The 26,276-nt window shown below is 68.6% G+C and carries 28 protein-coding genes; 20 read left to right on the forward strand and 8 right to left on the reverse strand.

What is annotated here, in order from left to right; all coding sequences use genetic code 11:
• Positions 1-137: 137 nt before the first annotated feature.
• The 10 genes from DID96_RS15735 (at position 138) to flhC (ending at position 6,637) form a co-directional block, all read left to right on the forward strand.
• On the forward strand, positions 138-1,514 hold the full coding sequence (locus DID96_RS15735) for a hypothetical protein (RefSeq protein WP_124600217.1): 1,377 nt from the start codon (positions 138-140) through the stop codon (positions 1,512-1,514).
• 366 nt (positions 1,515-1,880) lie between these two features.
• A complete protein-coding gene (locus DID96_RS15740) occupies positions 1,881-2,240 on the forward strand; it encodes a hypothetical protein (RefSeq protein WP_124600218.1) in 360 nt (119 codons plus the stop codon).
• A gap of 27 nt (positions 2,241-2,267) precedes the next feature.
• Positions 2,268-2,783 carry a sigma-70 family RNA polymerase sigma factor gene (locus tag DID96_RS15745; RefSeq protein WP_124600219.1) on the forward strand — a complete coding sequence of 172 codons (516 nt, stop codon included), beginning with the start codon at positions 2,268-2,270 and terminating at the stop codon, positions 2,781-2,783.
• Positions 2,780-3,559, forward strand: coding sequence for an anti-sigma factor (locus DID96_RS15750; protein ID WP_124600220.1), 780 nt, complete (start codon positions 2,780-2,782; stop codon positions 3,557-3,559). The genes DID96_RS15745 and DID96_RS15750 overlap by 4 nt, the downstream gene beginning before the upstream one ends.
• 33 nt (positions 3,560-3,592) lie before the next feature.
• The gene (locus DID96_RS15755) at positions 3,593-4,015 is read left to right on the forward strand and encodes a quinol oxidase (RefSeq protein ID WP_124600221.1); all 423 of its coding nucleotides are present in this window, start codon (positions 3,593-3,595) and stop codon (positions 4,013-4,015) included.
• Positions 4,012-4,644 (forward strand): DUF1571 domain-containing protein, encoded by a 633-nt coding sequence (locus DID96_RS15760; protein ID WP_124600222.1) that lies wholly within the window; start codon positions 4,012-4,014, stop codon positions 4,642-4,644. The genes DID96_RS15755 and DID96_RS15760 overlap by 4 nt, the downstream gene beginning before the upstream one ends.
• 15 nt (positions 4,645-4,659) lie before the next feature.
• Positions 4,660-5,190, forward strand: a complete 531-nt coding sequence (locus tag DID96_RS15765) for an SRPBCC family protein (protein ID WP_124600223.1) — start codon at positions 4,660-4,662, stop codon at positions 5,188-5,190.
• A gap of 352 nt (positions 5,191-5,542) precedes the next feature.
• Complete coding sequence (locus DID96_RS15770; protein ID WP_124600224.1) at positions 5,543-5,683, forward strand: hypothetical protein; 141 nt, start codon at positions 5,543-5,545, stop codon at positions 5,681-5,683.
• A 97-nt stretch (positions 5,684-5,780) separates the two neighbouring features.
• The gene (gene flhD, locus DID96_RS15775; protein ID WP_124600225.1) at positions 5,781-6,098 is read left to right on the forward strand and encodes a flagellar transcriptional regulator FlhD; all 318 of its coding nucleotides are present in this window, start codon (positions 5,781-5,783) and stop codon (positions 6,096-6,098) included.
• A gap of 11 nt (positions 6,099-6,109) precedes the next feature.
• Positions 6,110-6,637 (forward strand): flagellar transcriptional regulator FlhC, encoded by a 528-nt coding sequence (gene flhC / locus DID96_RS15780; protein WP_124600226.1) that lies wholly within the window; start codon positions 6,110-6,112, stop codon positions 6,635-6,637.
• A gap of 78 nt (positions 6,638-6,715) precedes the next feature.
• On the opposite strand, the gene DID96_RS15785 is transcribed toward flhC, so the two are convergent.
• The 6 genes from DID96_RS15785 to DID96_RS15810 form a co-directional block, all read right to left on the reverse strand.
• Positions 6,716-7,765: an ABC transporter ATP-binding protein gene (locus DID96_RS15785; RefSeq protein ID WP_124600227.1), complete on the reverse strand. Its 1,050-nt coding sequence runs from the start codon at positions 7,763-7,765 to the stop codon at positions 6,716-6,718.
• A gap of 34 nt (positions 7,766-7,799) precedes the next feature.
• Entirely contained in the window at positions 7,800-9,398 is a 1,599-nt protein-coding gene (locus tag DID96_RS15790; RefSeq protein WP_124600228.1) for an iron ABC transporter permease, read from the reverse strand.
• Positions 9,399-9,400: 2 nt separating this feature from the next.
• A complete protein-coding gene (locus DID96_RS15795; protein ID WP_124600229.1) occupies positions 9,401-10,435 on the reverse strand; it encodes an iron ABC transporter substrate-binding protein in 1,035 nt (344 codons plus the stop codon).
• A 95-nt stretch (positions 10,436-10,530) separates the two neighbouring features.
• Positions 10,531-11,829 (reverse strand): iron uptake transporter deferrochelatase/peroxidase subunit, encoded by a 1,299-nt coding sequence (gene efeB, locus DID96_RS15800; RefSeq protein ID WP_124600230.1) that lies wholly within the window; start codon positions 11,827-11,829, stop codon positions 10,531-10,533.
• Positions 11,830-11,840: 11 nt separating this feature from the next.
• Positions 11,841-12,986, reverse strand: coding sequence for a hypothetical protein (locus tag DID96_RS15805; RefSeq protein WP_124600231.1), 1,146 nt, complete (start codon positions 12,984-12,986; stop codon positions 11,841-11,843).
• Between the two features lie 71 nt (positions 12,987-13,057).
• The gene (locus tag DID96_RS15810; RefSeq protein ID WP_124600232.1) at positions 13,058-14,524 is read right to left on the reverse strand and encodes a carbohydrate porin; all 1,467 of its coding nucleotides are present in this window, start codon (positions 14,522-14,524) and stop codon (positions 13,058-13,060) included.
• A gap of 727 nt (positions 14,525-15,251) precedes the next feature.
• Between DID96_RS15810 and groES the strand changes: the two genes are divergently transcribed.
• Both groES and groL read left to right on the forward strand, forming a co-directional pair.
• The gene (gene groES / locus DID96_RS15815) at positions 15,252-15,545 is read left to right on the forward strand and encodes a co-chaperone GroES (RefSeq protein ID WP_124600233.1); all 294 of its coding nucleotides are present in this window, start codon (positions 15,252-15,254) and stop codon (positions 15,543-15,545) included.
• Between the two features lie 46 nt (positions 15,546-15,591).
• Positions 15,592-17,232, forward strand: a complete 1,641-nt coding sequence (gene groL, locus DID96_RS15820) for a chaperonin GroEL (RefSeq protein WP_124600234.1) — start codon at positions 15,592-15,594, stop codon at positions 17,230-17,232.
• A gap of 124 nt (positions 17,233-17,356) precedes the next feature.
• Here groL and DID96_RS15825 read toward each other — a convergent pair whose 3' ends face one another.
• Positions 17,357-18,226: a hydroxymethylpyrimidine/phosphomethylpyrimidine kinase gene (locus DID96_RS15825; RefSeq protein WP_124600235.1), complete on the reverse strand. Its 870-nt coding sequence runs from the start codon at positions 18,224-18,226 to the stop codon at positions 17,357-17,359.
• A gap of 218 nt (positions 18,227-18,444) precedes the next feature.
• On the opposite strand from DID96_RS15825, the gene DID96_RS15830 reads away from it, so the two are divergent.
• The 8 genes from DID96_RS15830 (at position 18,445) to DID96_RS15865 (ending at position 25,056) form a co-directional block, all read left to right on the forward strand.
• Positions 18,445-18,615 carry a rubredoxin gene (locus tag DID96_RS15830; protein WP_004186709.1) on the forward strand — a complete coding sequence of 57 codons (171 nt, stop codon included), beginning with the start codon at positions 18,445-18,447 and terminating at the stop codon, positions 18,613-18,615.
• Positions 18,616-18,729: 114 nt separating this feature from the next.
• Positions 18,730-20,040, forward strand: a complete 1,311-nt coding sequence (locus DID96_RS15835) for a hypothetical protein (protein WP_124600236.1) — start codon at positions 18,730-18,732, stop codon at positions 20,038-20,040.
• A gap of 174 nt (positions 20,041-20,214) precedes the next feature.
• Complete coding sequence (locus DID96_RS15840) at positions 20,215-20,793, forward strand: YqgE/AlgH family protein (RefSeq protein WP_010091563.1); 579 nt, start codon at positions 20,215-20,217, stop codon at positions 20,791-20,793.
• Positions 20,790-21,239, forward strand: a complete 450-nt coding sequence (ruvX, locus tag DID96_RS15845) for a Holliday junction resolvase RuvX (protein WP_124600237.1) — start codon at positions 20,790-20,792, stop codon at positions 21,237-21,239. Before DID96_RS15840 ends, ruvX begins: the two co-directional genes overlap by 4 nt.
• A complete protein-coding gene (gene pyrR, locus DID96_RS15850; RefSeq protein ID WP_124600238.1) occupies positions 21,226-21,741 on the forward strand; it encodes a bifunctional pyr operon transcriptional regulator/uracil phosphoribosyltransferase PyrR in 516 nt (171 codons plus the stop codon). Before ruvX ends, pyrR begins: the two co-directional genes overlap by 14 nt.
• 73 nt (positions 21,742-21,814) lie before the next feature.
• Positions 21,815-22,846 carry an aspartate carbamoyltransferase catalytic subunit gene (locus DID96_RS15855; protein ID WP_059654764.1) on the forward strand — a complete coding sequence of 344 codons (1,032 nt, stop codon included), beginning with the start codon at positions 21,815-21,817 and terminating at the stop codon, positions 22,844-22,846.
• Positions 22,847-22,899: 53 nt separating this feature from the next.
• Positions 22,900-24,186 (forward strand): dihydroorotase, encoded by a 1,287-nt coding sequence (locus DID96_RS15860; protein WP_124600239.1) that lies wholly within the window; start codon positions 22,900-22,902, stop codon positions 24,184-24,186.
• An 18-nt stretch (positions 24,187-24,204) separates the two neighbouring features.
• Positions 24,205-25,056 carry a 1-acyl-sn-glycerol-3-phosphate acyltransferase gene (locus tag DID96_RS15865; protein WP_124600240.1) on the forward strand — a complete coding sequence of 284 codons (852 nt, stop codon included), beginning with the start codon at positions 24,205-24,207 and terminating at the stop codon, positions 25,054-25,056.
• A 63-nt stretch (positions 25,057-25,119) separates the two neighbouring features.
• Here the strand turns inward: DID96_RS15865 and DID96_RS15870 are convergent, their stop codons facing one another.
• Entirely contained in the window at positions 25,120-25,956 is an 837-nt protein-coding gene (locus DID96_RS15870; protein ID WP_124600241.1) for a symmetrical bis(5'-nucleosyl)-tetraphosphatase, read from the reverse strand.
• Positions 25,957-26,276: the final 320 nt, after the last annotated feature.

Here is a 26,276-nt window from a genome sequence, read left to right on the forward strand (position 1 = left end):
TTCGTAATGAAATCAGGTGGTGGCGCGTTATTGCGATGCAATAAATCGAGATAAAAGACCTGAATTTATCGATGGCACGCTTCGTGCGATCTGTCCCCGTGCTTTATCAACGTAGTGCCAACCGGGATGAGATCACGATGGGAAAAAATTTTAAATTGACGGGTGTCGCGCTGTCGGTCGCGACGGTGTTCGGGGTGCTGGTGTCGGGTTCCGCAGTAGCAGGGCCGCTCGATGGGTTGTCGATTCCGCAGGTGATCGTGAATCCGTCGACGAACGGCGCATCGGCGAGCATCGTCGCGACGGAGGCGACGCCGATGGGTTCGGTTACCGTGACCGCGTCCGGCTCGGGCGCGATTCAGACGTCGCTCGGCAATCCCGCCAGCGCGCTGAACGGCGCGGTGAATTCGGTGACGGGCGCGCTTGGCGGTGGCGGCGGCACGATGAATCCGCTGACGCCGGTGCAGGGCGCGGTGAATCAGGTGGTGGGCACGCTGGGCAGCGGCAATCCGGCCGGCGCGCTGAGCAATGCGGTTGGCACGGTGACGGGAGCGCTTGGTAATGTCGGTGGTGGTTCGAACCCGCTGGCGCCGGTTCAAGGCGCAGTGAACCAGGTCGCAGGCACGCTCGGCAGCGGCAACCCGACCGACGCGCTCGTCAGCGCGGTGAACGCGATCGCTGGCCAGGCCGGCAATGGCTCGAACCCGCTCGCACCCGTGCAAGGTGCGGTGAACCAGGTCGTCGGCACACTCGGCGGCGGCAATCCGGCCGGCGCACTCAGCAACGCAGTCAACACGATCACGGGTGCGCTGGGCAACGTCGGCGGTGGCGCGAATCCGCTCGCGCCGGTGCAGGGCGCAGTGACCCAGCTCGCGGGCACGCTCGGCGACAACCCAGGCGCCGCGGTGAGTAACGCGGTGAACTCGCTGACGGGTGCGCTCGGCAACCTCGGCGGCACGAACCCGCTGGCGCCGGTGCAGGGCGCGGTGACGCAGGTGGTCAACACGCTGTCCGGTGCCGCGGGCAGCAGCCCGATCGCGCCGATCACGAATCTCGTGAACGGCCTGACGGGCGGCCTGCCCGGCGGCAGCAACCCGGCTGGTGCACTGACGGGCGCGCTGGGTTCGGTCACCGGTGCGCTAGGCAACGCCGGCGCTCCGCTGTCGCATGCGGCCGGCGCACTGACGGGGGCGCTCGCGAATGGCCCGGCGGCCCTGTCGCAGGCAGGCGGCGCGCTCGCGGGCGCGGCCGGATCGACAGCCGCGGCGGGCGGCAGCCTGATGGGCTCGGGCGCGAATGCGGCGGGCAGCACGGCGGGCGCAGCCGGCTCGCTGTTGACGAACGGCGCGAATGCGACGGCCACGGTCGTCAATTCGGTCGGCACGGCCGTCGGCACGGCGCTCGGCTCGACGCCGGGCCTGTCGGTCACGCCGCACTCGAGCGGCGGCTCGCCGAACAACCCGCTCGCACCCGTGTCGTCGCTGATCACGACGCTGACGGGCGCACTGCCGAAGTAAGACAGCCGGACGGCGCGCGGCGGGTGCATGTTGCCCGCCGCACGTCACCGGTCACGCAAGGCGGCATGACTGCTATGTCATGTCGCCTTTTTACATGCGACCCCGTTCCCGCGCATGCCGAAAACGCGGCGCCCGCGTTGCCAAACGGCCGCCGCACGCGAAGCGCGCATTCCCGCCGGAATAATCGGGCGCGTTCGTCCGTTTATCTACCAAGTCACGGCGCGGCCGCGCGGCGGGATAATTTCAACGACGGAGTTCATCGTCCCGAAGTTGATCGTCCCGGCGTTGATCGTCCCGTTTCGCGACAGCGGCGTCCGCGTCCTGCGGCGCCGCGCGCGCCGCGACGCCACGCAAAGGAGAACGGGAATGAAACGGATGCTGCTCGTCGCCGCACTGACGGTCGGGGCGTCGCTGCCCGCGGCCGCGGAGCCGCCGCAGGTCAGCGGCGGGAAGCTGGTCGACGAAGACCACATGACGCTGTACACGTTCGATCACGACGCGGCCGGCAAGAGCATGTGCGACAGCGCGTGCACGGCAAGCTGGCCGCCGGCGGTCGCCGACGCATACGACAAGGCGTCGGGCGCGTGGAGCCTCGTGAAGCGCGACGACGGCAAGATGCAATGGGCATACAAGGGGCACCCGCTGTACCGCTGGAAGATGGACAGCAAGGCCGGCGACGCGGGCGGCGACGGCATGGGCGGCATGTGGCACGTCGCGCGGCCGTGACGGTGCGGCGGCGCACGGGGCATCCGGATGAGCTACGAATCCGACCTGCTGGTGTGGCTGCCGCGCCTCACGCGGTACGCGCGTGCATTGACGGGCGACCCGGCGTGGGCCGACGACCTCGTGCAGGACACGCTCGAGCGCGCGCTGAACAAGCCGCCGCGCGTCGACGGCAATTTGTGCGCATGGCTGCTGACGCTGCTGCGGCACCGCTTCATCGACCAGCTGCGCGCCCGTCGCGAGATCGCGGTCGACGACGCGACCGCGCCGTGGCAGACGATGGCCGCGCCCGCCGGCGAGATCAGCGGGCTCTTGTTGCGCGACGTGCAGCGCGCGTTGTACCGGCTGCCCGTCGAGCAGCGCGAGGTGCTGCTGCTGGTCGCGCTCGAGGAGTTGAGCTACCAGGAAGCCGCGCAGGTGCTGGCGGTGCCGGTGGGTACGGTGATGTCGCGGCTCGCGCGGGCGCGCGAGCACATGCGCGCGCTGTTGTCGGACGAGCCGTCCGCCGGCCGCGGCGCGACGCTACGGGTGATCAGGAAGGCATGATGGACGATTCGCGCAAGCCCTCGAACGAGCACGACGCCGATGTCTCGGCCCAGCTGCTGTCCGCGTTGCTGGACGGCGAGCTGTCCGGCCCGGAGCGGCGCGAGGTGCTCGAACGCCTGCAGGCGAATCCGGGGGACGCCGAACGACTCGCGCATTACCGCGCGCAACGCGCCGCGCTGCAGGCGCTGTTTCCGCTGCCCGGCGCCGCGCCGGCGCTGTTCGTGCAGCGCCGCGCGTCGTGGCGGCGCAGCGTCGCAGTCGGGGTTGGCGCGCTGGCGGCCGGGTTCGTGCTCGGCATCGCGCTGCATGCCGGCTGGACGGCGTTCGGCGGGGCGCCTGCGTTTGCCGCACGCGCGGATGTCGCGTACGCGCTATACGCATCCGATCGCCAGCGTCCGGTCGAGCTCGACGCGAGCGAGCCCGAGCTCGCAGCCTGGCTGTCGGCGCGCGTCGGCCGGCCGGTGCGCGCGCCGTCGCTCGCCGAATATGGCTATGCGCTGATCGGCGGACGGCTGCTGCCGGGCGAGTCGGGGCCGGCAGCGCAGTTCATGTACCAGCGTGCAGACGGCCGGCGCGTGACGCTGTACATGACCGCATACGCCGACCGCAACGTGACGCCGCGCGCGATGGCCGACGATGGCCGCCGCACGTATTTCTGGTCGGATCGCGGGATGGGCTATGCGCTGTCCGGCGGCGGCGACGAGCCGCGCCTGCGCGAGATCGCGATGGAAGCGTGCGGCGCGCTCGGCGGCCCGACGGACGCGTGGAAGGGTTGACGCACCGCGCGCCGCGCGGGAACGGAGGTTGCGATGAGGCTGCTGGCCCCGATCCTGTTGATGTTCGCGCTGGCGGCGGGCGCCGCCAACGCCCCCAACGCCGCCGCCGCTGACGCGCCGGTGCGCGTGCCGGTCGATGTGGATGGCGTGCAGCGGGTCGCGATCGTCGGCGGCAGCTATTTCTTTCGCCCGGACCACGTGATCGTGAAGGCCGGCGTGCCGGTCGAGCTGACCGTGTCGGCCGAGCCGGGGCTCGTGCCGCACAGCTTCGTGATCGATGCGCCGCAGGCCGGCGTTGCGGTACGCACCGAACTGCGCACGACGCCGAAGACGCTCCGCTTCACGCCGACGCAGCGCGGCCGCTTCGCCTACTATTGCACGCATCGGCTGCTGTTCTTCAAGAGCCATCGCGAGCGCGGAATGGAAGGCGTGCTGGAGGTCGAGGGGGCGCCGTGATTGCCGCCTGGCTGGCCGCCGCGTTGATTGGAGCGAGCATGACATCAGATCCCGTGACCGTCGCGCAGGAACACTTCGAGCACGCGAGCTCGTACCGTGCGACGATCCGCTCGTCGCCGCGGCAGGGCGAGCCGACCGAGATCCATTACGCGTACCGCAAGCCCGGCTACATCCGGATGGATTTCGTCGCGCCGCATCGCGGCGCGGTGCTCGTCTACGACCCGGTGAAACGCAAGGTGCGGGTGCGGCCGTTCGGCGCGCACGTGCCGCCCGCGCTGTCGCTGTCGCCGACCAATCCGCTCGTGGTCGACCCGAGCGGGCACCGGATCGACCAGTCCGACGTCGGCGAGCTGCTGCGCAACGTCCGTGCGCTGCAGGTGGGCGGTGTGACGGTGATGCAGGGCGAGGAGACGGTCGGCGGCCGGACCGCGCTGCGCGTGTCCGTGACCGGTGCGCCTGCGCACGACATCGCCGGCGTGCATCGCTACCAGCTCTGGCTCGATACGGACGACGGCTTTCCGCTGAAGGTGGTCAGTTTCGCGGACGGCGACGACCGGCCGCTCGAGACCGTGACGCTCGACGACGTCGAGATCGACGTCGCGTTCCCCGATCACTTCTTCGAACCCTGACGCGCGGGAGGCCGCATGGCGGAGTACCGGTTTGCGACGACGTGGCGGGTGGACGCGCCGCTCGCGGCGGTGTGGAACGCGATCTACCAGGCCGACATGTGGCCCGACTGGTGGAAGGGCGCCGAGCGCACTGTCGAGCTCGAGCGCGGCGACGCGCACGGGGTCGGCGCGCTGCACCGGTATACGTGGAAGGGCGCGTTGCCGTACCGGCTGAGCTTCGACATGCGCATCGTGCGCGTCGAGCCGATGCACGCGCTCGAAGGCCGCGCGAGCGGCGCGGTCGAGGGCGACGGCCGCTGGACGTTCTTCGACGACGGCGAGCGCACGGTCGTTCGCTACGCGTGGCACATCCGCACGCACGTGCGGTGGATGAACTGGCTCGAGCCGCTCGCGCGGCCGCTGTTCAAATGGAACCATGACGTCGTGATGCGCGCCGGCGCGCAAGGGCTCGCGCAACTGCTCGGCGCCTGCGTCGAAGCGGACGGCCGCTCGTTCGCGCCGCTCGCCGGCGCGGGCTACGCCGGTACGCCGGACGGGCGCGGATGAGTGGGTGACGCAGGTCGAGGCGGCGCTGCGCCCGCAGTAGCCCTATGCGTACCAACCCTGTCGGCGAATCCCTACACGACGGACCGCAAAAATATGACGTGAAGATCAGCGTCCGACGATTTGAATCCCGCCTGCCGTCGTCGATACTTTCGTCACAACAAACGTTTTCCGTGTTTCGTCCGGCGCGATCGAACCCGTTCCCGAACCCCTTCCGGGACGGGCGTCGATCCCCACGCGGCGGACGCCTCCGTGCCCGGTTCCACGTATGAACGCCGCATGAGGCTTGAGTGGCTGGATGCTCCCTTGTCGAACCAGCAGCTCCAATTCCGGCATCACACCAACGGAGGCCATCATGAGCCGCGCGGCACGAGACCTGATCGAACTGCAACGCCTTGCCCGGAACGGCGCAGGCGCATTGACCCAGCATCTTCTGCGAGAACTCGCGAAGAACCTGATCGCCGCGGGCGTGACCGACGCACGCGGCGGATGTTGAACGCGCCGCGCGGTACGCGGTGCATCGATGACGTGCGGCACGCCGGCAAAGTACGCCGGCCGAACGCGACGGCCCCCTGGCTGAACGGAGAAAAGACGTGAACCAACACGAAACGCTGGACGCGATCCGGGACATCAACCTGTCGTACCTGATGCTCGCGCAGCGCCTGCTGCGCGACGATCGCGCGGCCGGCATGTTCAGGCTCGGGCTGTCGGCGGCGCTCGCCGACTTGCTGTCGTCGCTGACGCTCGCGCAGACGACGCGGCTCGCCGCGTGCGACCAGCTGCTGTGCGCGTTCCGGTTCAACGATCACACGATGCTGTCCGCGCTCGCCGGGTCGCCGAAGCACGCGGACGTGTCGCACACGCATGCGGCGATCCTGCTCGCGGGCCAGCCGGCCGCGCAGTTCGCGTGACGGGGGCGGCGATGTCGAAGGCGAGCCTCATCGAATACGCGCGGGAAGTGTCGCGTGCGGTCGACCTGATCGAACTCGGCGCGCGCATGCAGCTGCTCGAAGCGGAGCTCACGCTGTCGCGCGACCGCCTGATCCGCCTGTACCGCGAAGTGAAGGGCGCGTCGCCGCCGAAGGGCATGCTGCCGTCGTCGGCCGACTGGTACATGACGTGGCAGGCGAACATCCACGCATCGCTGTTCTACAACACTTACGTGTTCCTGAAGGACGAGGCGCGCTGCTCGCACCTCGATGCTTTGACGAAAGGGTATCGGCTGTACCGCGAGCACTGCGTGCACTCGGGGATGGACGTGCAGCTCGACCTGACGCGCGCGTGGACGCTCGTGCGCTTCTTCAACGGCGGAATGCTGCAGATGACGCAGTGCCACCGCTGCCGCGGCAAGTTCGTCGGGCACAAGTACGAACTGCACGGGCGCAAGGCGTGCGCGATCTGCCAGCCGCCCGCGCGCGCGGGCAAGACGGCCAGGCAGGCGATGCACTGACGCGTGTCGCGCCGGCGTTGGCCTGCGCACCTGCCCGCATCGACATTTCCGTTCGCCCCGGGCGCCGCGAATCGAACGTCAGCGCGCGTACGCCATCACCGCGCCGTCGACCGCTAGCACGACGTGCTCGCCGACGGCCGGGCAGCGATGTCCCGGCACCCGCACGCGCACGAGCGTGTCGGTCGCATCGGCGATGCGCACGAATACATCGGCATCCTGACCGCCGAATTGCGCCGATTCGACGCGCGCCGCATGGCCGCGCGATCCGTTCGCCTGCGCGGCCGGAATCACCTGGATCTGCTCGGGACGCAGCATCGCGTCGGCCGGACCGTCGGGCACGGGCGCGACGAGCGGCAGTTCGCCGAGCGTGCAGCCGATGCGACCGTCGCGCACGTGCCCCGCGAGCAGCACCGCCTGACCGACGAACGACGCGACGTCGCGCGTGACGGGCTGCCGGTACAGCGTCTGCGGCGCGGCGGTCTGCACGAGGCGGCCTTGCCACAGCACCGCGACTTCGTCGCCGAGCGTCATCGCTTCGGGCTGGTCGTGCGTGACGAGCACCGAGGTCGCGCCCGCCGCGGCGAGCGCGGCCGCGACCGCGCTGCGGGTTTCGTGGCGCAGCGACGTGTCGAGCGCCGAGAACGGCTCGTCGAGGATCACGAGCGACGGCTCGGGCGCGAGCGCGCGCGCCAGCGCGACGCGCTGCTGCTGCCCGCCGGACAGTTGCTGCGGCGCGCGGCTTGCATACGACGCGGGCAGGCCGACCATCTCGAGCAGCTCGCCGACGCGGTGATGCTGGCGCCGCGCGGCGCGCGACAGGCCGAACGCGATGTTGTCCGCGACCGACAGGTGCGGAAACAGCGCGCCTTCCTGCGGCACGTAGCCGATCCGGCGCTGTTCGGGCGCGACGTGCGTGTCGGGGGACGCGACGCAGCGTCCGTCGATCTCGACCGTCCCGCGTTCCGCGCGTTCGAAGCCGCACAGGATCCGCAGCAGCGTGGTCTTGCCGCTGCCGGACGGGCCGAGCAGCGCAACCAGCGTGCCGCGCCGGACCGTCAGGTCGATGTCGTGCAGCACCGCATGCGCGCCGAAGGACTTGGAAAGGCCGCGGAGCCGAAGTTCGCTCATGGATCGATCCGAAAGGGGAGGCCGGGCGTGCGGCTCACGCGCGCACGGAGGCCCGGCCAAGTAACAGGAACAGCACGGCGGATGCGCCGAGCGACAGCGCGACCAGCAGCGCCGCATACGGCGCGGCGGCCGCGAACGTGAGCTGCGACGTGTCGCTCCACACCTGGGTGGCGAGCGTGCGCGTGCCGGTCGGCGACAGCAGCAGCGTCGCGTTCAGTTCGGTGACGACGGAGATGAACACCATCGTCGCGGCCGCGCCGAGGCCCGGCGCGACGAGCGGCAGCACGACGCGCGTGAAGGTCTGCCACCAGCCGAGCCCGAGCGAGCGGGCGGTTTCCTCGAGCCGCGTCTGTACGTGCAGCAGCGCTGCGCGTGCGGCGACCACCGCGAGCGGCAGGAACAGGATCGCGTACGCGCCGATCAGCATCGGCGAGCTCTGGTACAGCGGTTCGAGCAGGCGCACGGTCAGCGACACGAGCGCCAGCGCGATCACGATGCTCGGCACGCCCTGCGCCGTCATCACGACGCGCTCGAATGCGGTCGCGACGCGGCCCGGGAAGCGCACGAGCAGGAACGCGATCGGCAGCGCGAGCAGCGTCGTCAGCGCGGCAGCTGCCAGGCCGTAGCCGGCGGATGCGAGCGACGCGTGCCACAGCATCTCGGGCGACACGTCGGTGGGCGTTACGGCCGCCGCGCCTTGCTGCGTGAGCCAGTAGCCGATCGTCGCGAGCGGCACGCCGAGCGTCGCGGCCGCGAGCGCGACGAAGGCCGCGACCACGCCGCCACGCCACGCGCCGAGTTCGTAGCGCAGCGCGGCGCGGCGCGCCGCGCGATGCGTGTGTCCGTAGCGCGCGTGTCCACGCGCGCGCGCCTCGATGGCCACGCAGACGAGGCACAGCACGATCAGCACGCAGCCGAGCAGCGATGCGCCGCCGCCGTCGAACGACGTGCGGTATTCGGCGTAGATCTCGGTCGTGAAGGTGCGAAAGCGCAGCAGCATGAACGCGCCGAACTCGGACAGCACGCCGAGCGCGACGAGCAGCATGCCGCCGAAGAGCGCCGGCCGCAGTTGCGGCAGCACGACGCGCAAGAAGATCCGCCGCGGCGAGCAGCCGAGCGTGCGCGCGCTCTCTTCGAGCGCCGGGTCGAGTTCGCGCAGTGCGGCCGCGACCGGCAGGTAGACGAGCGGAAAGTAGGCCGACGTCAGCACGATCAGCGCGCCGACGAAATCCTGCAGATCGGCGCTGATCGATACCCACGCGTAGCTCGTGACGAACGGCGGCACCGCGAGCGGCGCGGCGGCGAGCGCGGCCCAAAGCGCCCGCAGCGGCAGCGTCGTGCGTTCGACGCACCACGCAACCGCCGTGCCGAGCACCGCGCACGCGAGCGTTGCCGCGAGCGTGATCAGCAGCGTATTGACGAGCAATTCGCCGACGAGCGGCCGCCACAGCAGGTCGAGCGCGTCTTGCGCGCCGAACGTCGCCGCGCGATAGAGCGTGAAGCCGATCGGCAGCAGGATCGCGAGCGGCCCGAGCGCCGCGGCCGCGACCAGCGCGCGCGGCGTGCGCCGCCGGCCCGTGCCGCGCCCGGGGGCGGGCGCGACGGACGCGGCGGCGGGAACGGCGTCGTGCATGCTCAGAGCAGGCCGGCCTGACGCAGCAGCTTGCCGGCCTGGCTGTCGTCGCCGAGCTGTTCGAACGACAGCGACGGCGGGCTCAGTTCGTTGAACGGCTTCAGGATCGGATCGGGCGCAACGCCCGGATGCAGCGGATATTCGAAGCTCACATGGCTCGTCGCCATCAGCTTCTGCGCGCGCTCGCTGACGAGATACGCGACGAACTTCTGCGCTTCCGGCTGGCGCTTCGATGCTTTCAGCACCGCGGCGCCCGACACGTTGACGGTGCCGCCGACGTCGCCGTGCATGAAGTGATGGATCGCGCTCTTCGTCGACTTGTCGCCGAGTTCGGCATGCAGACGATCCCAGTAGTAGTTGTTGACGAGGCCGGTGACGACACCGCCGCGGTTGACGGCCGCGGTCACGCCTTCCTCGTCGTCGAAAATCTGCGCGTTGGTCTTCAGGCCCTTCAGCCATTGCAGCGTCGCGGCTTCGCCGTGCAGCGCGAGCACCGCGCTCACGAGCGGCAGGAAATCGGCGTCGCTAGGCGCGATGCCGACCTTGCCCTTCCATTCCGGCTTCGCGAGATCGAGCAGCGACGCAGGCAGTTGCTGCGGCTGCAGCTTCGCGGTGTTGTAGATCATCACGCTTTCGCGCGCGAGCACGCCTTGCCAGTTGCCGTCGGTCGCGTTGAAGCGCGCGGGTACGGCCTTCTGCGTATCGGCGTCGACCTTGGCGAGCAGGCCCTTGCGGTCGAGCAGCACGAGTTCCGGCGAATTCTCGGTGAAGTAGACGTCGGCCGGCGTGCGGTCGCCTTCGGCGACGAGCTGCGCGGCCAGCGCCGGGCCTTCGCCCGAACGCACCTTCACGCTGATGCCGGACTGTGCTTCGAAGTCCTTGACGAGCTGGTTCACGACCTGCTCGTGTTGCGCGTTGTACAGCGTGAGCGTGGCCGCATGCGCGGACGTCACGTGCAGCACGCCGGCGAGCATGAGCGCGGATGCAGCCGCGGAGACGAGGTGCCGCATCGGGCGGCTGACGGGCGAGAGCTTCATGTCGGTAATCGGGTGATGGATCAGGAAAGGCCGGCGCACCGGCCTGCGAGCAGGCCTGCTTAAGCGTCCAACTAAGCGTCCAACTAAGCGTCGAACTAAGCGTCGAACAGCGCGGCGCCGATGTACGAACCAGGCTGCGCGCCCGGCGGGCACGCGAAGATCGCGCTGCCGACGTGCGTCGTGTACTGGTTCATGATGTCCAGCTTCGAGAGCTTCTCGTTGATCGGGATGAAGCCCTTCCGCGGGTCGCGCTGGTGCGCGACGAACATCAGCCCCGCGTCGTACTCGGTCTGCTGGCGCCACGGCGGCCAGCGCTCGATGTAGAAGTTCGTGCTGTCGTTGTACGAATACGCGCGGCGCAGGATCTGCGCGCCGTTGTTCAGTTGCGGCGACGCGAGGCGCGCATGCGAGTTGTCGGGGATCACGGCGTTGCCGTCCTTGTCGACCGCGTCGAGATCGAGCGGCTCGAACTCGTGCTTCTGGCCGAGCGGCGCGCCGCTGTACTTGTGGCGGCCCACCACCTGTTCCTGGAAGCCGAGCTCCGTGTTGTCCCAGTGCTCGAGCGTGATGCGGATCCGGCGCACGACCGTGTAGGTGCCGCCGTTCATCCACGCGGGGCCTTCGCTGCCGGCCCACACGAATTCGTTCATCGCGGCCGGATCGGACATCGACGGATTCATCGTGCCGTCCTTGAAGCCCATCAGGTTGCGCGGCGTCTCGCCGGGCTTGCCCGACGTGAAGCCCGCCTGGCCCCAGCGCATCTGTGCGGCCTTCGCGCCGAGGCGTGCAAGCTGGCGCACCGCGTGGAACGCGACCTGCGCGTCGTCCGCACAGGCCTGGATGAACAGGTCGCCACCGGTCTTCTCGGGCAGCAACTGGTCGCCGTTGAAGCGCGGCAGGTCGACGAGCGCGGCGGGGCGGTGCTTCGCGAGGCCGTAGCGGTCCTTGCCGGCGACCGCGAACATGCCGGGGCCGAAGCCGAACGTGATCGTCAGCCGCGCGGGGCCGAGGCCGAGTGCATCGCCGCCATCGGCCGGCGCGACCTCGTCGCCGCCCGTCGTGACGAGCGGCTGCGCGGTGTCGCCGCGCGTCATCCGCGCGGCAGCGTCGGTCCAGGTTTTCAGCAGCGCGATCACGTCCGCGCGCTGGGGCGTCGTCAGGTCGAGCGCTGCGAAATACGCGTGGCGCTGCTGCGGCGTCGTGATGCCGCCCTGGTGCTTGCCGTAGAACGGCTCGATGCCGTCGTGCGGGGAGGAGGGTGCTGATGCGGGCGCATCGGCTGCCTTCGCAGCCGGCATCGACGCCGCCGCGAGGCCCGCGGCCACCGCGGCGCCGCCGGCCTTCAGGAAGCCGCGTCGCGCGGGACGCGGCGGCTGCTTGGTTTCGTCTGCCATGATCGGTTCCGTTACTTCGCGAGCATCAGCGTGTTGACGTCGTCCGCGACGTAATAGAAGCCGTCGCCTTCGGGCGTCATCGCGATACCGAACAGGTTGCCGTTGCCGGGAGGCGTCTGCGCCTTGTCGGTATTGATCCAGCGTGCGTAGAGCTGTTTGCCGGCGGCCGGGTCGATCTCGACGACCTGGCCGTTCTGCGCGTTGGTCGCGAGCAGGTGGCCGTTCGGCGCGGTCGCGAGCGCGAGCGGGCGGCGCAGGAAGCCGTCGGCGGTGACCTGGCGGCCGACGCCCGCGCTGGTGTCGCGCGTGAGCGGGTCGTCGATCTCGACGATGCGGTTGCCGATCGCGTCCGACACGTACAGCTTCTTCTGGTCGCCGGACAGTGCGAGGCCGGTCGGGCCGACCAGGAACACGCCCTTGTCGGCCTGTGCGCCGAGGCCGCTCGCGACCACCGTTTCCTGCCTGATCACGGGCGGCTTGCCGGCCGGCACGTCGAGGTCGAGACGCAGCACGGTCGCCTGCTTGTAGACGGGCGGGTTGCCGTCGGCGCCGCCGACGCCGAAGCCGGCCATGCTGACGAACAGCGTCGCGCTGTCGCCGCGGTCGACTACAGCCATGTTGCCCCACGGGTCGTTGATGTTCGGGGTCGACCACGTCGACGCGATCTTGCCGTGCGGATCGAGCACGACCAGGCAGCCGGCGCCCTTCGTATTGGTCGTGCCGTCGTTGCTCGGCGTGCTGCCGACGATCACCCAGCCGGACTTCAGCATCGTCATCGCGGTCGACAGGCCGACGCCGCCCGGGCACGCCTTCAGGTCGCGCGGAATCGACGCGAACAGGCTCAGTTGCTTCGTCGACGGGCGATAGTCGACGATCGTGCTGCCGGTGCCCTGCAGGTTCGCGGCGTTGTTGAAGTTGTCGACGAGCACGTCGCCTTGCTGGATCGTGCCGGCCGATACCGGCGCGACCGCGATCGCGTACGGGTTCTGGTCGCCGTTGTCGGGGACGGTGTTGACGAGCGTCGCGTGGCGATGCAGCGTCTCGAGGAAGCCTTGCGGCTCGGCGTGCGCGACGGCGGCGGCGACGAGCGCCGCCGTGACCGTCGCGCCCGTCGCGATGCGGCGAAGAGGTGCGAACAGCGGTGCGAAGTCGATCATGTGAATCTCCTGGGTGGCGCGCCGCCGGGCGGCGCGCGAAAAGCGGTGGGCGTTCGCGCGGCGTGCGGACGTCAGAACGTGATGACCGTGCGCGCGCCGAGCACGAACGTGTTGCGCAGCGGCTGGGTCGGGTCGTTCGGGTTCTGGCCGGCGCCTGCGTTGAACGTGTACTGCGCGTCCGCCGCGATCACCCACCACGGGTTGACCTGGTACTGGTAGGTCGCCTCGACGGCCGTCTCGCGGGTGCGCACGCCGTACGGGCCGCCCGAGAACGCGAGCTGGTCGCGGTCGAGCGACGTAACGTGGTTGCCGACCTGGATGTAGGTGACCGCAAGCCCGACGCTGTCGTTGTCGCGGCCTTCGAACGGCGCCTTCAGCACGACGCCCGCGTTCGCCGCGAAGCTCACGAGGTTGCGGTCGCCGGGCGCGCCCATCACGCGCGCGAACACGCCGAGGCTCTTCGCGCCGCTCGGGTCCGGACGCCAGACCATCTGGTCGGCCACCGCGTAGAAGCTGTAGTTGCCGTGGTGCGGCTGCGCGATGCCGTTCGAAGCCGGATCGGCGAGCGACAGGCCGTCGGTGCCCGTCCGCGGGTCGTCGAAGCGGCCGTTGTGATACCAGACGCCGATCTTGTAGGTGCCGGGCAGCCCGTTCGAATGGCCGGTGTCCATCTCGCCGTCGGACGGCTGGTTCAGCGCGTACTGCAGCTCGCCGATATAGAGCGCGCCGTTGTGCAGGTTGAAGTTCGTGCCGCTCAGGTTGTTCGGGTCGTTGCCGAGCGGATCGCCGTCGAACACGCCCGCGAGCGCGGTGAGCTTCGGCGTGAGCTGCGCGCGCACGCGCACGCCGAGGCCCGCGAGCGGATACGCGGGGCCGCCGTTCGGCAGGTCGTACGACGGCAGCGCGGGCCAGCCGAACATCGTGTTGATGAACGTGTTCGCGTAGGTGCTGACCATGAATTCCTGGTCGAGGCTCTGCTGGCCGATCTTCACGTCGACGCGCTTGTCGAGGAACGACTGCTGGTACCACAGCTCCCAGAGGCGCGTCGTGTCCTGCGCCTCGATGCCGCTCGCGGTGTTCAGCGTGCCGAGGTTGGTCTGGCTGAGGTTGCGGCCGTGGATCTGCAGCGCGCTGACGTTGAACGTGCCGCCCGGTAGGCCGATCGCCTTCTGCGTGTCGACCGACAGCGTCGCGGTGGTCAGGCCGTCGTAGGTGCCGCCGCGGTTCAGGCCGCCGCGCAGGTTCGCGAGGTATTCGCTGGTTTCGGTGATCTGCAGCGTCGCACCGTACTTGCCGAGCCACGGGCGGATGCCGCCCATGTCGCCGAGCAGGGTCTGGCGGGTCCAGATACCGGTCCACATGTTGGTCGGCTTCGCCTGGATCGCGAGATCGGCCTCCGGGGCCTCCGGCTGCGCGTCGACGGACGTGTCGGCGAACGCGGCGGCGCTGACGAGCGACACGCACGCGAACAGGGCCGCGCGAGCGGCGGGCCGCATCCGCGTGCTGACGCGGTTCCGGTCGGGCGATGCAAGCTTCATGTCGATTCCCTGGTTCTATTTGATCTGGAGTCCTGCTTTTCCGGTGCTCTCCGAACGCTCGGCAACGGGTGCCCGGCGCATGAAGATGAACGCAACGCGGCGCATCGTATGGGGGCTGAATAATAAAGTCAATGTAAACGAGAATGATTCGCATCTAAATTACCGAATGTAATTGGCAGCCTTACGGATGGGGCCTGACACGCGTTTTCGTTGAATGGAAAACGTAACATTCGATGTAATGCAAATGAATGGATCGGTGCGGGGCGATGTGCGCGGAGCGGGGAGGTCCGGGACGCGCGTCGACGGATGAACGGACCCGCTTAATGGGGTGGCATTGGGGTGGCAATAGGGCGGCAATCGGGGGTATTCGGGTGTCATTCGGCTGATCAAATCGGCGTGATCACGGACTCGATCGCGCGTGTGCCAGCCGATCCGGCACCTCGTGCTAACCCTGTGTTTTATCGGGGGCGGATTGTTGGCGGAGGCGGGCGGATGGCGGGGATATTCTCTCTAAGTTGATGTTTTAACAAAGTATTTTGGAAATTCAATCGTGCTCTCAAGGCTCGCCGGCGCACCGAAAAAACTCGCATTCCCGCTTCTTGAATTTGTCAAAACGCGTCCATATAATTAGCACTCGCTGCACGAGAGTGCTAACAATATTCTGCCGGGCGAACCGCCGGGCAGATTCCCAAAGTGTTCTTCAATCTCAGTCAAGAGAGGAGTGGATATGAACCTTCGTCCTTTGCACGATCGCGTGATCGTCAAGCGCCTGGATCAGGAAACCAAGACGGCATCGGGCATCGTGATCCCCGACGCAGCCGCTGAGAAGCCGGATCAAGGCGAAGTCCTGGCCATCGGCCCGGGCAAGCGCGACGACAAGGGCGCGCCGATCGCGCTCGACGTGAAGGTCGGCGATCGCGTGCTGTTCGGCAAGTACGCTGGCCAGACCGTCAAGGTCGACGGCCAGGAACTGCTGGTGATGCGCGAAGAAGACATCATGGCCGTGGTCAACGCCAACTAAGCGTCCACTAACGGTACATATTCCCAAGAATCCAAGGAGTTAGAAGATGGCAGCTAAAGACGTCGTATTCGGCGATTCCGCCCGCTCGAAGATGGTCGAAGGCGTGAACATTCTCGCCAACGCAGTGAAGGTCACGCTGGGTCCGAAGGGCCGCAACGTCGTGCTCGAGCGCAGCTTCGGCGGCCCGACGGTCACCAAGGACGGTGTGTCGGTCGCGAAGGAAATCGAGCTGAAGGACAAGCTCCAGAACATGGGCGCGCAAATGGTCAAGGAAGTCGCTTCCAAGACCAGCGACAACGCAGGCGACGGCACGACGACGGCAACCGTCCTCGCGCAATCGATCGTTCGCGAAGGCATGAAGTACGTCGCATCGGGCATGAACCCGATGGACCTGAAGCGCGGCATCGACAAGGCAGTCGCAGCGGCTGTCGAAGAGCTGAAGAAGATCAGCAAGCCGTGCACGACGAACAAGGAAATCGCACAGGTCGGCGCGATCTCGGCGAACAGCGACACGTCGATCGGCGATCGCATCGCTGAAGCGATGGACAAGGTCGGCAAGGAAGGCGTGATCACCGTCGAAGACGGCAAGTCGCTGGCCGACGAGCTGGACGTCGTCGAAGGCATGCAATTCGACCGCGGCTACCTGTCGCCGTACTTCATCAACAACCCGGACAAGCAAGTCGCCGTCCTCGACAACCCGTTCGTGCTGCTGCACGACAAGAAGGTGTCGAACATCCGTGACCTGCTGCCGGTGCTCGAGCAAGTCGCGAAGGCTGGCCGTCCGCTGCTGATCATCGCTGAAGACGTGGAAGGCGAAGCGCTCGCAACGCTGGTCGTCAACAACATCCGCGGCATCCTGAAGACCGTTGCGGTCAAGGCCCCGGGCTTCGGCGATCGTCGCAAGGCGATGCTGGAAGACATCGCGATCCTGACCGGCGGTCAAGTCGTCGCGGAAGAAACCGGCCTGACCCTCGAGAAGGCATCGCTGGCAGAACTGGGCCAGGCGAAGCGCATCGAAGTGGGCAAGGAAAACACGACGATCATCGACGGCGCAGGCGAAGCCGTGAACATCGAAGCGCGCGTCAAGCAGATCCGCACGCAGATCGAAGAAGCGACGTCGGACTACGACCGTGAAAAGCTGCAAGAGCGCGTGGCGAAGCTGGCCGGCGGTGTTGCAGTGATCAAGGTCGGCGCTGCGACCGAAGTCGAAATGAAGGAAAAGAAGGCACGTGTCGAAGACGCGCTGCACGCAACCCGCGCTGCCGTTGAAGAAGGCATCGTCCCGGGCGGCGGCGTCGCGCTGATCCGCGCACGCACCGCGATCGCTGGCCTGACCGGCTTGAACGCTGATCAAAACGCCGGTATCAAGATCGTGCTGCGCGCGATGGAAGAGCCGCTGCGCCAGATCGTCACGAACGGCGGCGAAGAAGCGAGCGTCGTGGTCGCAGCTGTTGCCGCAGGCAATGGCAACTACGGCTACAACGCAGCGACGGGCGAGTACGTCGACATGGTCGAGGCTGGCGTTGTCGACCCGACCAAGGTCACGCGCACCGCACTGCAGAACGCAGCATCGGTCGCCGGCCTGCTGCTGACGACGGACGCAGCTGTCGCAGAACTGCCGAAGGAAGACGCTCCGATGGCGGGCGGCATGCCGGGCGGCATGGGCGGCATGGGCATGGACATGTAATCGACTTCGGTCGATGGTGTCCGGAACGCGCGGCGACGCGCGTTCCAGCCAAAAGAAAAGACCCGCAGCGATGCGGGTCTTTTTTTATGTGCGCTTGTTCGTCGCAGGTATCGCGATGCGCGGCTCAATGCCGGTGCGACGTCCTCGGCAGCAGGTCCGGCGTTGCGGCAGGCGGCGAAGACGCGTCCTCGTCGTTGCTGCGTGCCCAGAAGAAGCGATCGGGCAGGTAGGCGCCCATGCCCGGCCGGAACGCGTCGCGCACGGCCTGGAACAGGTATTCCTGCGCCTCGCGCACCGCTTCGGGCGGTTCCTGCCCGTTCGCGAGCAGCGCGGCGATCGCCGCGCCGAGCGTATCGGTGAGGCCCATCAGCCGATGCGGCGGGCGATCCCACATGTCCTCGCGAATCTGGCCCTCCTCGCCGTACAGCGTATTGACGAGGCGGTGCGAACCGGCTTCGGACGCGAGGATGTACTCGCAGCCCTGCGACAGCAGATGCGACAGTGCGGCGTCGAGGTTCGGCGCTTCCGCGTCGCCGTCCGGCTGCGCGAGCGCGATCAGCGTCGCGTAGTCGGCGACGAGCAGCGTCGTCTGCGGGGCGAGCAGGTCGGCAATCGATTCGCGCAGGTCGTCGGCGGCGAGCACGTGCTCGTCGTCGAGCGTGAAGTCGGGCGCGAGCACGAGCGGCACGCCGTCGTAGTCGGCGACCACCTCGGCGATCGCGCTCACGACTTCTGCGCGGGTGGCCGCGCCGATCTTGAATGCGGCGACCGGCATGTCCTCGAGCAGCATGCGCGCCTGCGCCGCGACGACGTCGGGATCGAGGCCCGTGACCTCGTCGCAGGCAGCCGAGTCGCGCACGGTGTAGCCCGTCAGGACGGACACGCCGTGACAGCCCATGCTCGCCAGGGTCATCAGATCGGCTTGGAGGCCGGAGCCGCCGGTGGGATCGGACAGGCCGAAGGTAAGGACGATCGGAGGGGCGTTGCTGGACATGGACAAATGGGGCAAGAAGAAACGTTCAAGCGGAGCGGGCTGCACCAGCGGTGTGCGCCCGGTGCAGCCATTATGCGGCGGAAAACCGGCACGCAGAACGGATTTTTTAGCGCGGCGCAACGAAGGCGTCCGACTAGAGCGCGATTGCTAGGCAGTCCGGCCCCGACACGGTACCATCATGGCTCCCGAATTTACCGACTTTCCCTACGCGGCTTAAGATGGAATACAAGAGCTGGATGTGCCTGATTTGTGGCTGGATTTATGACGAAGAAGCCGGGCTGCCGGAAGAGGGCATTGCCCCGGGCACGCGCTGGGAAGACGTCCCGATCAACTGGACCTGCCCGGAATGCGGCGCGCGCAAGGAAGACTTCGAAATGGTCCAGATCTGACCACCGACGCTTTCGGGACATTCCGCTCCGGCCTCGCGTATCGCTCGCGTCCGCACCTGCGGCTCATGCGGGCGGCCCATGCGAGTGGCCAGGTCATGACCGGCGCGAGTGTCCATGATGTCCGATACGGCGACAATTCCCGTCCTCGATGCACTGCCCAACCCGCGCGGCGGGGCGGTGCGCGCGGCCGACGCGTGGCTCGCGGCGGCCGCTGAAGCGCTCGATCGCCGCGAGGACGCGGCCGCGCCGCTGTCCGCGGCGGCGGCCGTTCTTGCCGAAGCCGGCTGGTTGCCGGCTGCCCGCTTCGCGGGCCAGCTCGCACAAGCGGTGGCGCTTGTCGCAACCGAGCCGTCTTCCGCCGGATGCCGGGCCGCGCTGCGCGATTTGCGCGCCGCGGTCGCGCGGCACAACCTGCGCGAACTCGCGTGCTCGCCGATCCTGTTCGATCACTTCCGTGCGCTGCGTGCGCAGTGCGCGGCCGACCTGCGCGCGCCGGTGCCGCACGACACGCTGGCGCTCGTCGGCCGCGCGGTGCCGCCCGCGACGCTACGCGCGCTGCCCGCGTCTGTCGTCGTCCGGATGCGTGCGTGCTTCGAGCAGGCGCTGCTCGTCGTGCTGCGCGCGCAGCAGGCGCCGTCCGATCCGGCGCTCGCGCGGCTCGACGCCTGCATGGCCGAACTGGCCGACGATACCCCGTACGACTACTGGCGGCTCGCAACCGCGTGCCTGCGCGCGCTGCGTGCGAGCGGCGCGGCCGAGCTGAAACGCTTTCTCGCGCGCACCAACCTGCTGCTCGGCGAGCATGCGCAGGGCCTGCGCGTCGCACCGCCCGACCTCGTGCGCGAGACGGTCGCGCTGCTGTGGCGCGACTTCGCGCTGTTCGGCGCGGCGGCCGAAGACGTCGCGCTCGTCGACGTGCTGCACGACTACGGGCTGACGGTCGACTGGCACGTGGCCGGCACGTCGGCGTCCGAGGCGCTGTGGGAAGCCGATGCCGCGCGCGCCGAGCATGACGCGGTCGCGGCCGCGCCGACCCGCGAACTCGGCGTCGTGACCGTCAACGCGCATGCCTATGAGGATTTCCTGCAAACCGCCGACGCGTCGATGGCCGACCTGACGGCCGATCCCGCGACGGCCGAGGCCGGCGCCGCGTGGCGCGCGGCCGAAGCCGCCTATCGCGTCGGCGCGGCCGCCTGTGCGCTCGGCCTTGGCCACGCTGCGCTGCTGGCCGACACGCTCGGCCTTGCGTGGCGCTGCGCCGCGCATCGCGTGCCGCCCGCCGAAGGCGGCGTCGCCGCGCACCGTCACGCATCCGACATGCTGCGTGCGGCGCTGCTCAAGATTGCGGCAGGGGTGGCGCCGCCGGACCTGACTGCCGCGTGCGAAACGCTCGGCACGACGCTCGGCCGGGCCCGGCACGGATGATGCGTGACGTGCCGCCGACGCCCGTGCCGCGCGCCCCGGCAACCCGCTGCCGACTGCGCCCGCGCGCGTGTTAGAGTGCCATGTGATCCGTCCGCGACGATGCCAGCGCGGTGCGGTGTTGCTAGTTGATCGCGGCCTCGATCAGTCCGCGGCGTCTTTGCTAAAATTCAAACCATGTCTAAGCCTTCCGATCGCATCAACCTTACCAACCAGTTCCTGATCGCCATGCCGAACATGGCCGATCCGACGTTCTCGGGAACGGTGGTCTACCTTTGCGATCACAGCGAGCGCGGTGCGCTCGGCCTCGTCATCAATCGTCCGACCGACATCGACCTCGAATCGCTGTTCAACCGCATCGACCTGAAGCTCGAGATCGAGCCGCTGCTGCACATCCCCGTGTATTTCGGCGGCCCGGTGCAGACCGAACGCGGCTTCGTGCTGCACGAGCCGGTGGAGGGCGCGAACTACAACTCGTCGATGTCCGTCGAGGGCGGGCTCGAGATGACGACGTCGAAGGACGTGCTCGAGGCGGTTGCGACGGGCACCGGCCCGAAGCGCTTCCTGCTGACGCTCGGCCATGCGGGCTGGGGCGCCGGGCAGCTCGAGGAAGAAATCTCCCGCAACGGCTGGCTGACCGTCGCCGCCGATCCGCGGATCGTGTTCGACACCCCGGCCGAGGAGCGCTTCGAAGCGGCGCTCGGCCTGCTCGGCGTCAGCTCGTCGATGCTGTCCGGCGAAGCAGGGCACGCATGAGCGGCACGAGCGCGCGCGACGCGACGCTCCTGGCGTTCGACTATGGCGAGAAACGCATCGGCGTCGCGATCGGCAATGCGCTGACGCGCTCGGCCCGCGCGCTCGTCGTGATTCCCAACCTGAACCGTGAACACCGCTTCAAGGCGGTCGGCGAACTGCTCGCCGAATGGCGGCCCGACGCGCTCGTCGTCGGCCTGCCGATGCATCCGGACGGCACGCCGCACGACATGACGCAGCAGGCGAAGCGTTTCGGCAACCAGCTGAACGGCCGCTTCGGCCTGCCGGTGACCTGGGTCGACGAGCGCTATTCGTCGGTCGAGGCCGAGGCGGAACTGCGCGCCCGCGACGTCCGCGGCCGCGCGCGTGCCGAGATCCTCGATGCCGAAGCCGCACGCGTCATCCTTCAACAGTATCTCGATCAATTGTCCGACCATGAGCACCATTGATGCCGAGGCGCTATACCGCGTCCTGCTCGACCAGATCCGCGACGCGTATGGCGCGACCTTTGCCGACGCGGGTGGCCCGCGGCTCGCGGGCATTCACAGCGGCGGCGCATGGCTCGCCGAGCGGCTCGCGCGCGATCTCGGCGCGCCCGGCTTCGGCGTCGTGAACGTCGCGCTGCACCGCGACGACTACGCGAAGAAGGGGCTGCACAGCCAGGCGAGCCCGACGTCGCTGCCGTTCGACGTCGACGGCGCGCGCATCGTGCTCGTCGACGACGTGCTGTACACGGGGCGCACCGTGCGCGCGGCGCTCAACGAGTTGTTCGATTACGGCCGTCCGGCCGCGGTCGAGCTGGCGGTGCTGGCCGATCGCGGCGGCCGCGAGCTGCCGGTCGCCGCACGGTTCGCCGGCGGCACGCTCGACGTGCCGGCCGACGCGACCCTCGTGCTCGCGCGCGACGACGCGGCGCAGTTCACGCTGCGCGTCGAGGCACGCGGCGCCTGAGCGCGACGAACCAGGATCCCGGGCCGCCGCTTTGCAGCGCGGCCCGTTTGCATACGTTGGAATCACGCACATCATGACCACCGACACGACTGGCCGCACCGGCAATCCCGCTGCGGCCGCGAGCCCCGAACGATTCCGCTACGGTTTCCTGAAGGGCAACCCGCAGCTCACGAAAAACGGCGAGCTGAAGCACCTGCTGTCGATCGAGGGCCTGCCGCGCTCGATCGTCACGCACATCCTCGATACCGCCGAGCAGTTCGTCAGCGTGACGGACCGCGAAGTGAAGAAGGTGCCGCTGCTGCGCGGCAAGTCCGTCTTCAACCTGTTCTTCGAGAACTCGACGCGCACCCGCACGACCTTCGAGATCGCCGCGACGCGCCTGTCGGCCGACGTGCTGAACCTGAACATCAACGCGTCGTCGACGAGCAAGGGCGAGTCGCTGCTCGACACGATCAACAACCTGTCGGCGATGCATGCCGACCTGTTCGTCGTGCGCCACGCGTCGAGCGGCGCGCCGTACCTGATCGCCGAGCATTGCGCGCCGCACGTGCACGTGATCAACGCGGGCGACGGCCGCCATGCGCACCCGACGCAGGGCCTGCTCGACATGTACACGATCCGCCACTACAAGCGCGACTTCACGAAGCTGCGCGTGGCGATCGTCGGCGACATCCTGCACTCGCGCGTCGCGCGCTCGGACATCCATGCGCTCACCACGCTCGGCGTGCCGGAAGTGCGCGCGATCGGCCCGCGCACGCTGCTGCCGGGCGGCCTCGAGCAGATGGGCGTGAAGGTGTTCCACAACCTCGACGAGGGGCTGAAGGACGTCGACGTGATCATCATGCTGCGCCTGCAGAACGAGCGGATGAGCGGCGCGCTGCTGCCGTCCGCGCAGGAGTATTTCAAGACCTGGGGCCTGACGCCCGAGCGCCTCGCGCTCGCCGCGCCCGATGCGATCGTGATGCACCCGGGCCCGATGAATCGCGGCGTCGAGATCGATTCGCAGGTCGCGGACGGCCCGCAATCGGTGATCCTCAACCAGGTCACGTTCGGCATCGCCGTGCGGATGGCGGTGATGGGCATCGTTGCGGGCAACAACGACTGAGCCCCGCGCGCCACGCCTCCCTTTCACGCAATCAACGCATTCACAGACAGCGCATGAAGATTCATATCAAAGGCGGCACGCTGGTCGACCCGGTCGCCGGCACCGAACGGCAGGCCGACGTATTCGTCGCGGCCGGCAAGATCGCCGCGGTCGCTGAGGCCGGCACCGCGCCGGCCGATTTCACCGCCGGGAAGACGATCGACGCAGCGGGCATGATCGTCGCGCCGGGTTTCGTCGACCTGTGCGCGCGGCTGCGCGAGCCCGGCTACGAGCACAAGGCGACGCTCGCATCGGAGATGGCCGCGGCCGTTGCTGGCGGCGTGACGAGCCTCGTGTGTCCGCCGGACACCGACCCCGTGCTCGACGAGCCGGGCCTCGTCGAGATGCTGAAGTTCCGCGCGAGCAACCTGCACCAGGCGAACGTGTATCCGCTCGGCGCGCTGACGGTCGGCCTGAAGGGCGAAGTCATCACCGAGATGGTTGCGCTGACCGAATCGGGCTGCGTCGGCTTCACGCACGCGAACGTGCCGGTGCGCGACACGCAGGTGCTGCTGCGCGCGTTGCAGTACGCGAGCACCTACGGTTTCACCACATGGCTGCGCCCGCTCGACGCGTTCATCGGCCGCGGCGGCGTCGCCGCGAGCGGCCCGGTCGCGTCGCGGCTCGGGCTGTCCGGCGTGCCGGTTGCGGCCGAGACGATCGCACTGCATACGATTTTCGAACTGATGCGGGTGACGGGCGCGCGCGTGCACCTCGCGCGGCTGTCGTCGGCGGCCGGCCTCGCGCTCGTGCGCGCGGCGAAGGCCGAAGGGCTGCCCGTGACCTGCGACGTCAGCGCGAACCATCTGCACCTGATCGACGTCGACATCGGCTATTTCGATTCGCAGTTCCGTCTCGATCCGCCGCTGCGCAGTGAACGCGACCGCGAGGCGATCCGCGCGGCGCTCGCCGACGGCACGATCGACGCGATCTGCTCCGACCATACGCCCGTCGACGACGACGAGAAGCTGCTGCCGTTCGGCGAGGCGACGCCCGGCGCGACCGGTCTCGAGCTGCTGCTGTCGCTGACGATGAAGTGGGCCGACGAGACGCGTACGCCGCTCGCGCGCGCGCTGAAGCTCATCACGTCTGCGCCTGCGGACGTGCTGAAGCTGCCGGCCGGGCGCGTGACGGAAGGCGGCGCAGCCGACCTGTGCGTGTTCGACCCGCGCGCGCACTGGCGCGTCGAGCCGCGTGCACTGAAGAGCCAGGGCCACAACTCGCCGTTTCTCGGCTACGAACTGCCGGCCGCTGTGCGCGCGACGCTCGTCGCCGGGCAGGTCGCGTTCGAGCGCAACTGACGCCGCCGGATCCGCGCCATGACAGCCCTTCGCAAGCTGCGCCTTGTCTTTCACCTGCTGCGCGGGATGGCGATCGTCGCGCTGCGCTTCCGGCACGTGTTGCCGGACCGCCGCGTCGAGATGACGCGACGCTGGTCGCTCAAGCTGCTGCGGATCTGCGGGATGCGCCTCGTCGTGCACAACGACGGCGCGCGGCTCGACGCGAGCGCGCTCGTCGTCGGCAACCACGTGTCGTGGCTCGACATCTACACGATCAACGCGTGGCGGCCGACGCCGTTCGTGTCGAAGGCGGAAGTGCGCCAGTGGCCGATCGTCGGCTGGCTCGCGGAGCGGCTCGACACCGTGTTCCTGCAGCGCGAGAAGCGCACTGAGGCGATGCGGATCATGCACGAGATGGCCGACCGCCTGCGCAACGGCGGGCTGATGTGCGTGTTTCCGGAAGGCACGACGTCCGACGGCCAGGACCTGCTGCCATTCCACGCGAACCTGTTCCAGGCCGCGGTATCCGCCGGTTGCGCGGTGCAGCCGGTCTGCCTGATGTACGAGGATGCGCAGGGCCGCCAGTCGGTGTCGCCCGCGTACATCGGCGAACTGTCGCTCGGCAAGTCGCTCGACATGGTGCTGCGCGGCGGGCCGTTCGTCGCGCACCTGTATGTGTGCGATCCGATCCAGCCGGGCGGCGACCGGCGCGCGACGTCGGCGGCCGCGCGCGAGTCGATCGCGGCGGCGCTCGTGTCGCTGCAGGCGAGCGTCGGCCGGCCGACGGCCGACGCGCTCGCCCAGCTCGCGAAGGATGCCTATCCGGCGACGGAAGTCGGCGTGCCGGAGGACGGCGCGGCCGACCATCCGGTGCCGGGCCGCGAAGGTTGACGCAACTCGCGCGGGGCCGGGGCCGGCTCCGTCATGGTCGTCATGGTTGTTATGGCCGCGCGCTCATTCACCGGGCGTGCGGCATGCTTCGCACTGCACCTGCGTGACCGTGCGTCTGGCCGGATCGGCCGTCAGGCACACCGCCGACAACTGATTTCCCCACACACATCCCGAATCGAGCGCGACGACATCGTCGCGCAGCATCAGGCCGAGCGCGGCCCAGTGCCCGAACACGACCGTCACGTCCGACGTGCGGCGCCCGGGCACGTCGAACCACGGCAGGTAGCCGGGCGGCGCGCTGTCGGGGCCGCCGTTCGTGCGGAACTCCATCGCGCCGTCGGGCGTGCAGAAGCGGATGCGCGTGAACGCGTTGAACGCGACCCGCATCCGGTCGCGCTTTTTCAGGTTCGGATGCCACTGGTTCGGCTCGTTGCCGTACAGGTGCGACAGCGTGTCGCGCCAGTCGGGCGCGCGCAGCGCGCGCTGCAGTTCGTCGGCGAGTTCCAGCGCGAGCGTCGCGTCCCATTGCGGCAGCACGCCCGCGTGGACGAGCAGCATCCCGTGCTCGAAATGGGCGAACGGACGGTGGCGCACCCACTCGAGCAGCGCGTCGGCGTCCGGCGCGTCGAGGATTTCGCCGATCGTGTCGCCGGGGCGCTCGGTGCGGATGCCGGCTGCGACGGCGAGCAGGTGGAGATCGTGATTGCCGAGCACGACGGTCGCGCGCGGGCCGAGTTCGACGAGCGCGCGCAACGACGCGAGCGACGCGGGGCCGCGGTTGACGACGTCGCCGGCGATCCAGAGTGGCGCGTCGGCCGGCAATGCAAGCTTTTCGGTGAGGGACTTGAAGGCGGAATGACAGCCTTGGATGTCGCCGATGGCGATGGGGGGATGGGTCATGAGGGTCGGGTTGTGACAAATCCTGATGGGGTGGGGCGATCGGTACAACTGAGCGGGTGCTGCGGCCAATTTGGTCTAATGCATTGATTTGATGCGTATTTTTCTCGGCTGGGCGGGTTCGGAGCGCTGTTTCAAGTTGTTAGCGGCATGGCTTTTGCACTTGGCAGCTTCCTATAATTGACATTTCCCCCCCAAAATTAGCATTTCATGACTTTGGTAGTCATGGTGACCGGTTAGAATGCCGGGCCTGTCGTGGCTCGACCGCCACGTGGACATTCGATGCGGCAAGCACCATCTGGTGCTTGCCGCACTTTACTAGA

It is taken from the genome of Burkholderia sp. Bp8963, from assembly GCF_003854275.1.
Lineage (GTDB): Bacteria > Pseudomonadota > Gammaproteobacteria > Burkholderiales > Burkholderiaceae > Burkholderia.

Bases quoted from the DNA above. Each gene is read 5' to 3' on its own strand.
- ruvX (WP_124600237.1), top strand. From the start codon at position 20,790: ATGAGCGGCACGAGCGCGCGCGACGCGACGCTCCTGGCGTTCGACTAT.
- efeB (WP_124600230.1), bottom strand. From the start codon at position 11,829: ATGGCAGACGAAACCAAGCAGCCGCCGCGTCCCGCGCGACGCGGCTTC.
- pyrR (WP_124600238.1), top strand. From the start codon at position 21,226: ATGAGCACCATTGATGCCGAGGCGCTATACCGCGTCCTGCTCGACCAG.
- DID96_RS15770 (WP_124600224.1), top strand. From the start codon at position 5,543: ATGAGCCGCGCGGCACGAGACCTGATCGAACTGCAACGCCTTGCCCGG.
- groL (WP_124600234.1), top strand. From the start codon at position 15,592: ATGGCAGCTAAAGACGTCGTATTCGGCGATTCCGCCCGCTCGAAGATG.
- DID96_RS15755 (WP_124600221.1), top strand. From the start codon at position 3,593: ATGAGGCTGCTGGCCCCGATCCTGTTGATGTTCGCGCTGGCGGCGGGC.
- DID96_RS15855 (WP_059654764.1), top strand. From the start codon at position 21,815: ATGACCACCGACACGACTGGCCGCACCGGCAATCCCGCTGCGGCCGCG.
- DID96_RS15805 (WP_124600231.1), bottom strand. From the start codon at position 12,986: ATGATCGACTTCGCACCGCTGTTCGCACCTCTTCGCCGCATCGCGACG.
- DID96_RS15790 (WP_124600228.1), bottom strand. From the start codon at position 9,398: ATGCACGACGCCGTTCCCGCCGCCGCGTCCGTCGCGCCCGCCCCCGGG.
- DID96_RS15745 (WP_124600219.1), top strand. From the start codon at position 2,268: ATGAGCTACGAATCCGACCTGCTGGTGTGGCTGCCGCGCCTCACGCGG.
- flhC (WP_124600226.1), top strand. From the start codon at position 6,110: ATGTCGAAGGCGAGCCTCATCGAATACGCGCGGGAAGTGTCGCGTGCG.
- DID96_RS15740 (WP_124600218.1), top strand. From the start codon at position 1,881: ATGAAACGGATGCTGCTCGTCGCCGCACTGACGGTCGGGGCGTCGCTG.
- DID96_RS15785 (WP_124600227.1), bottom strand. From the start codon at position 7,765: ATGAGCGAACTTCGGCTCCGCGGCCTTTCCAAGTCCTTCGGCGCGCAT.
- DID96_RS15840 (WP_010091563.1), top strand. From the start codon at position 20,215: ATGTCTAAGCCTTCCGATCGCATCAACCTTACCAACCAGTTCCTGATC.
- DID96_RS15810 (WP_124600232.1), bottom strand. From the start codon at position 14,524: ATGAAGCTTGCATCGCCCGACCGGAACCGCGTCAGCACGCGGATGCGG.
- DID96_RS15870 (WP_124600241.1), bottom strand. From the start codon at position 25,956: ATGACCCATCCCCCCATCGCCATCGGCGACATCCAAGGCTGTCATTCC.
- DID96_RS15835 (WP_124600236.1), top strand. From the start codon at position 18,730: ATGATGTCCGATACGGCGACAATTCCCGTCCTCGATGCACTGCCCAAC.
- DID96_RS15825 (WP_124600235.1), bottom strand. From the start codon at position 18,226: ATGTCCAGCAACGCCCCTCCGATCGTCCTTACCTTCGGCCTGTCCGAT.
- DID96_RS15735 (WP_124600217.1), top strand. From the start codon at position 138: ATGGGAAAAAATTTTAAATTGACGGGTGTCGCGCTGTCGGTCGCGACG.
- DID96_RS15765 (WP_124600223.1), top strand. From the start codon at position 4,660: ATGGCGGAGTACCGGTTTGCGACGACGTGGCGGGTGGACGCGCCGCTC.
- DID96_RS15795 (WP_124600229.1), bottom strand. From the start codon at position 10,435: ATGAAGCTCTCGCCCGTCAGCCGCCCGATGCGGCACCTCGTCTCCGCG.
- DID96_RS15860 (WP_124600239.1), top strand. From the start codon at position 22,900: ATGAAGATTCATATCAAAGGCGGCACGCTGGTCGACCCGGTCGCCGGC.
- DID96_RS15865 (WP_124600240.1), top strand. From the start codon at position 24,205: ATGACAGCCCTTCGCAAGCTGCGCCTTGTCTTTCACCTGCTGCGCGGG.
- DID96_RS15750 (WP_124600220.1), top strand. From the start codon at position 2,780: ATGATGGACGATTCGCGCAAGCCCTCGAACGAGCACGACGCCGATGTC.
- DID96_RS15830 (WP_004186709.1), top strand. From the start codon at position 18,445: ATGGAATACAAGAGCTGGATGTGCCTGATTTGTGGCTGGATTTATGAC.
- groES (WP_124600233.1), top strand. From the start codon at position 15,252: ATGAACCTTCGTCCTTTGCACGATCGCGTGATCGTCAAGCGCCTGGAT.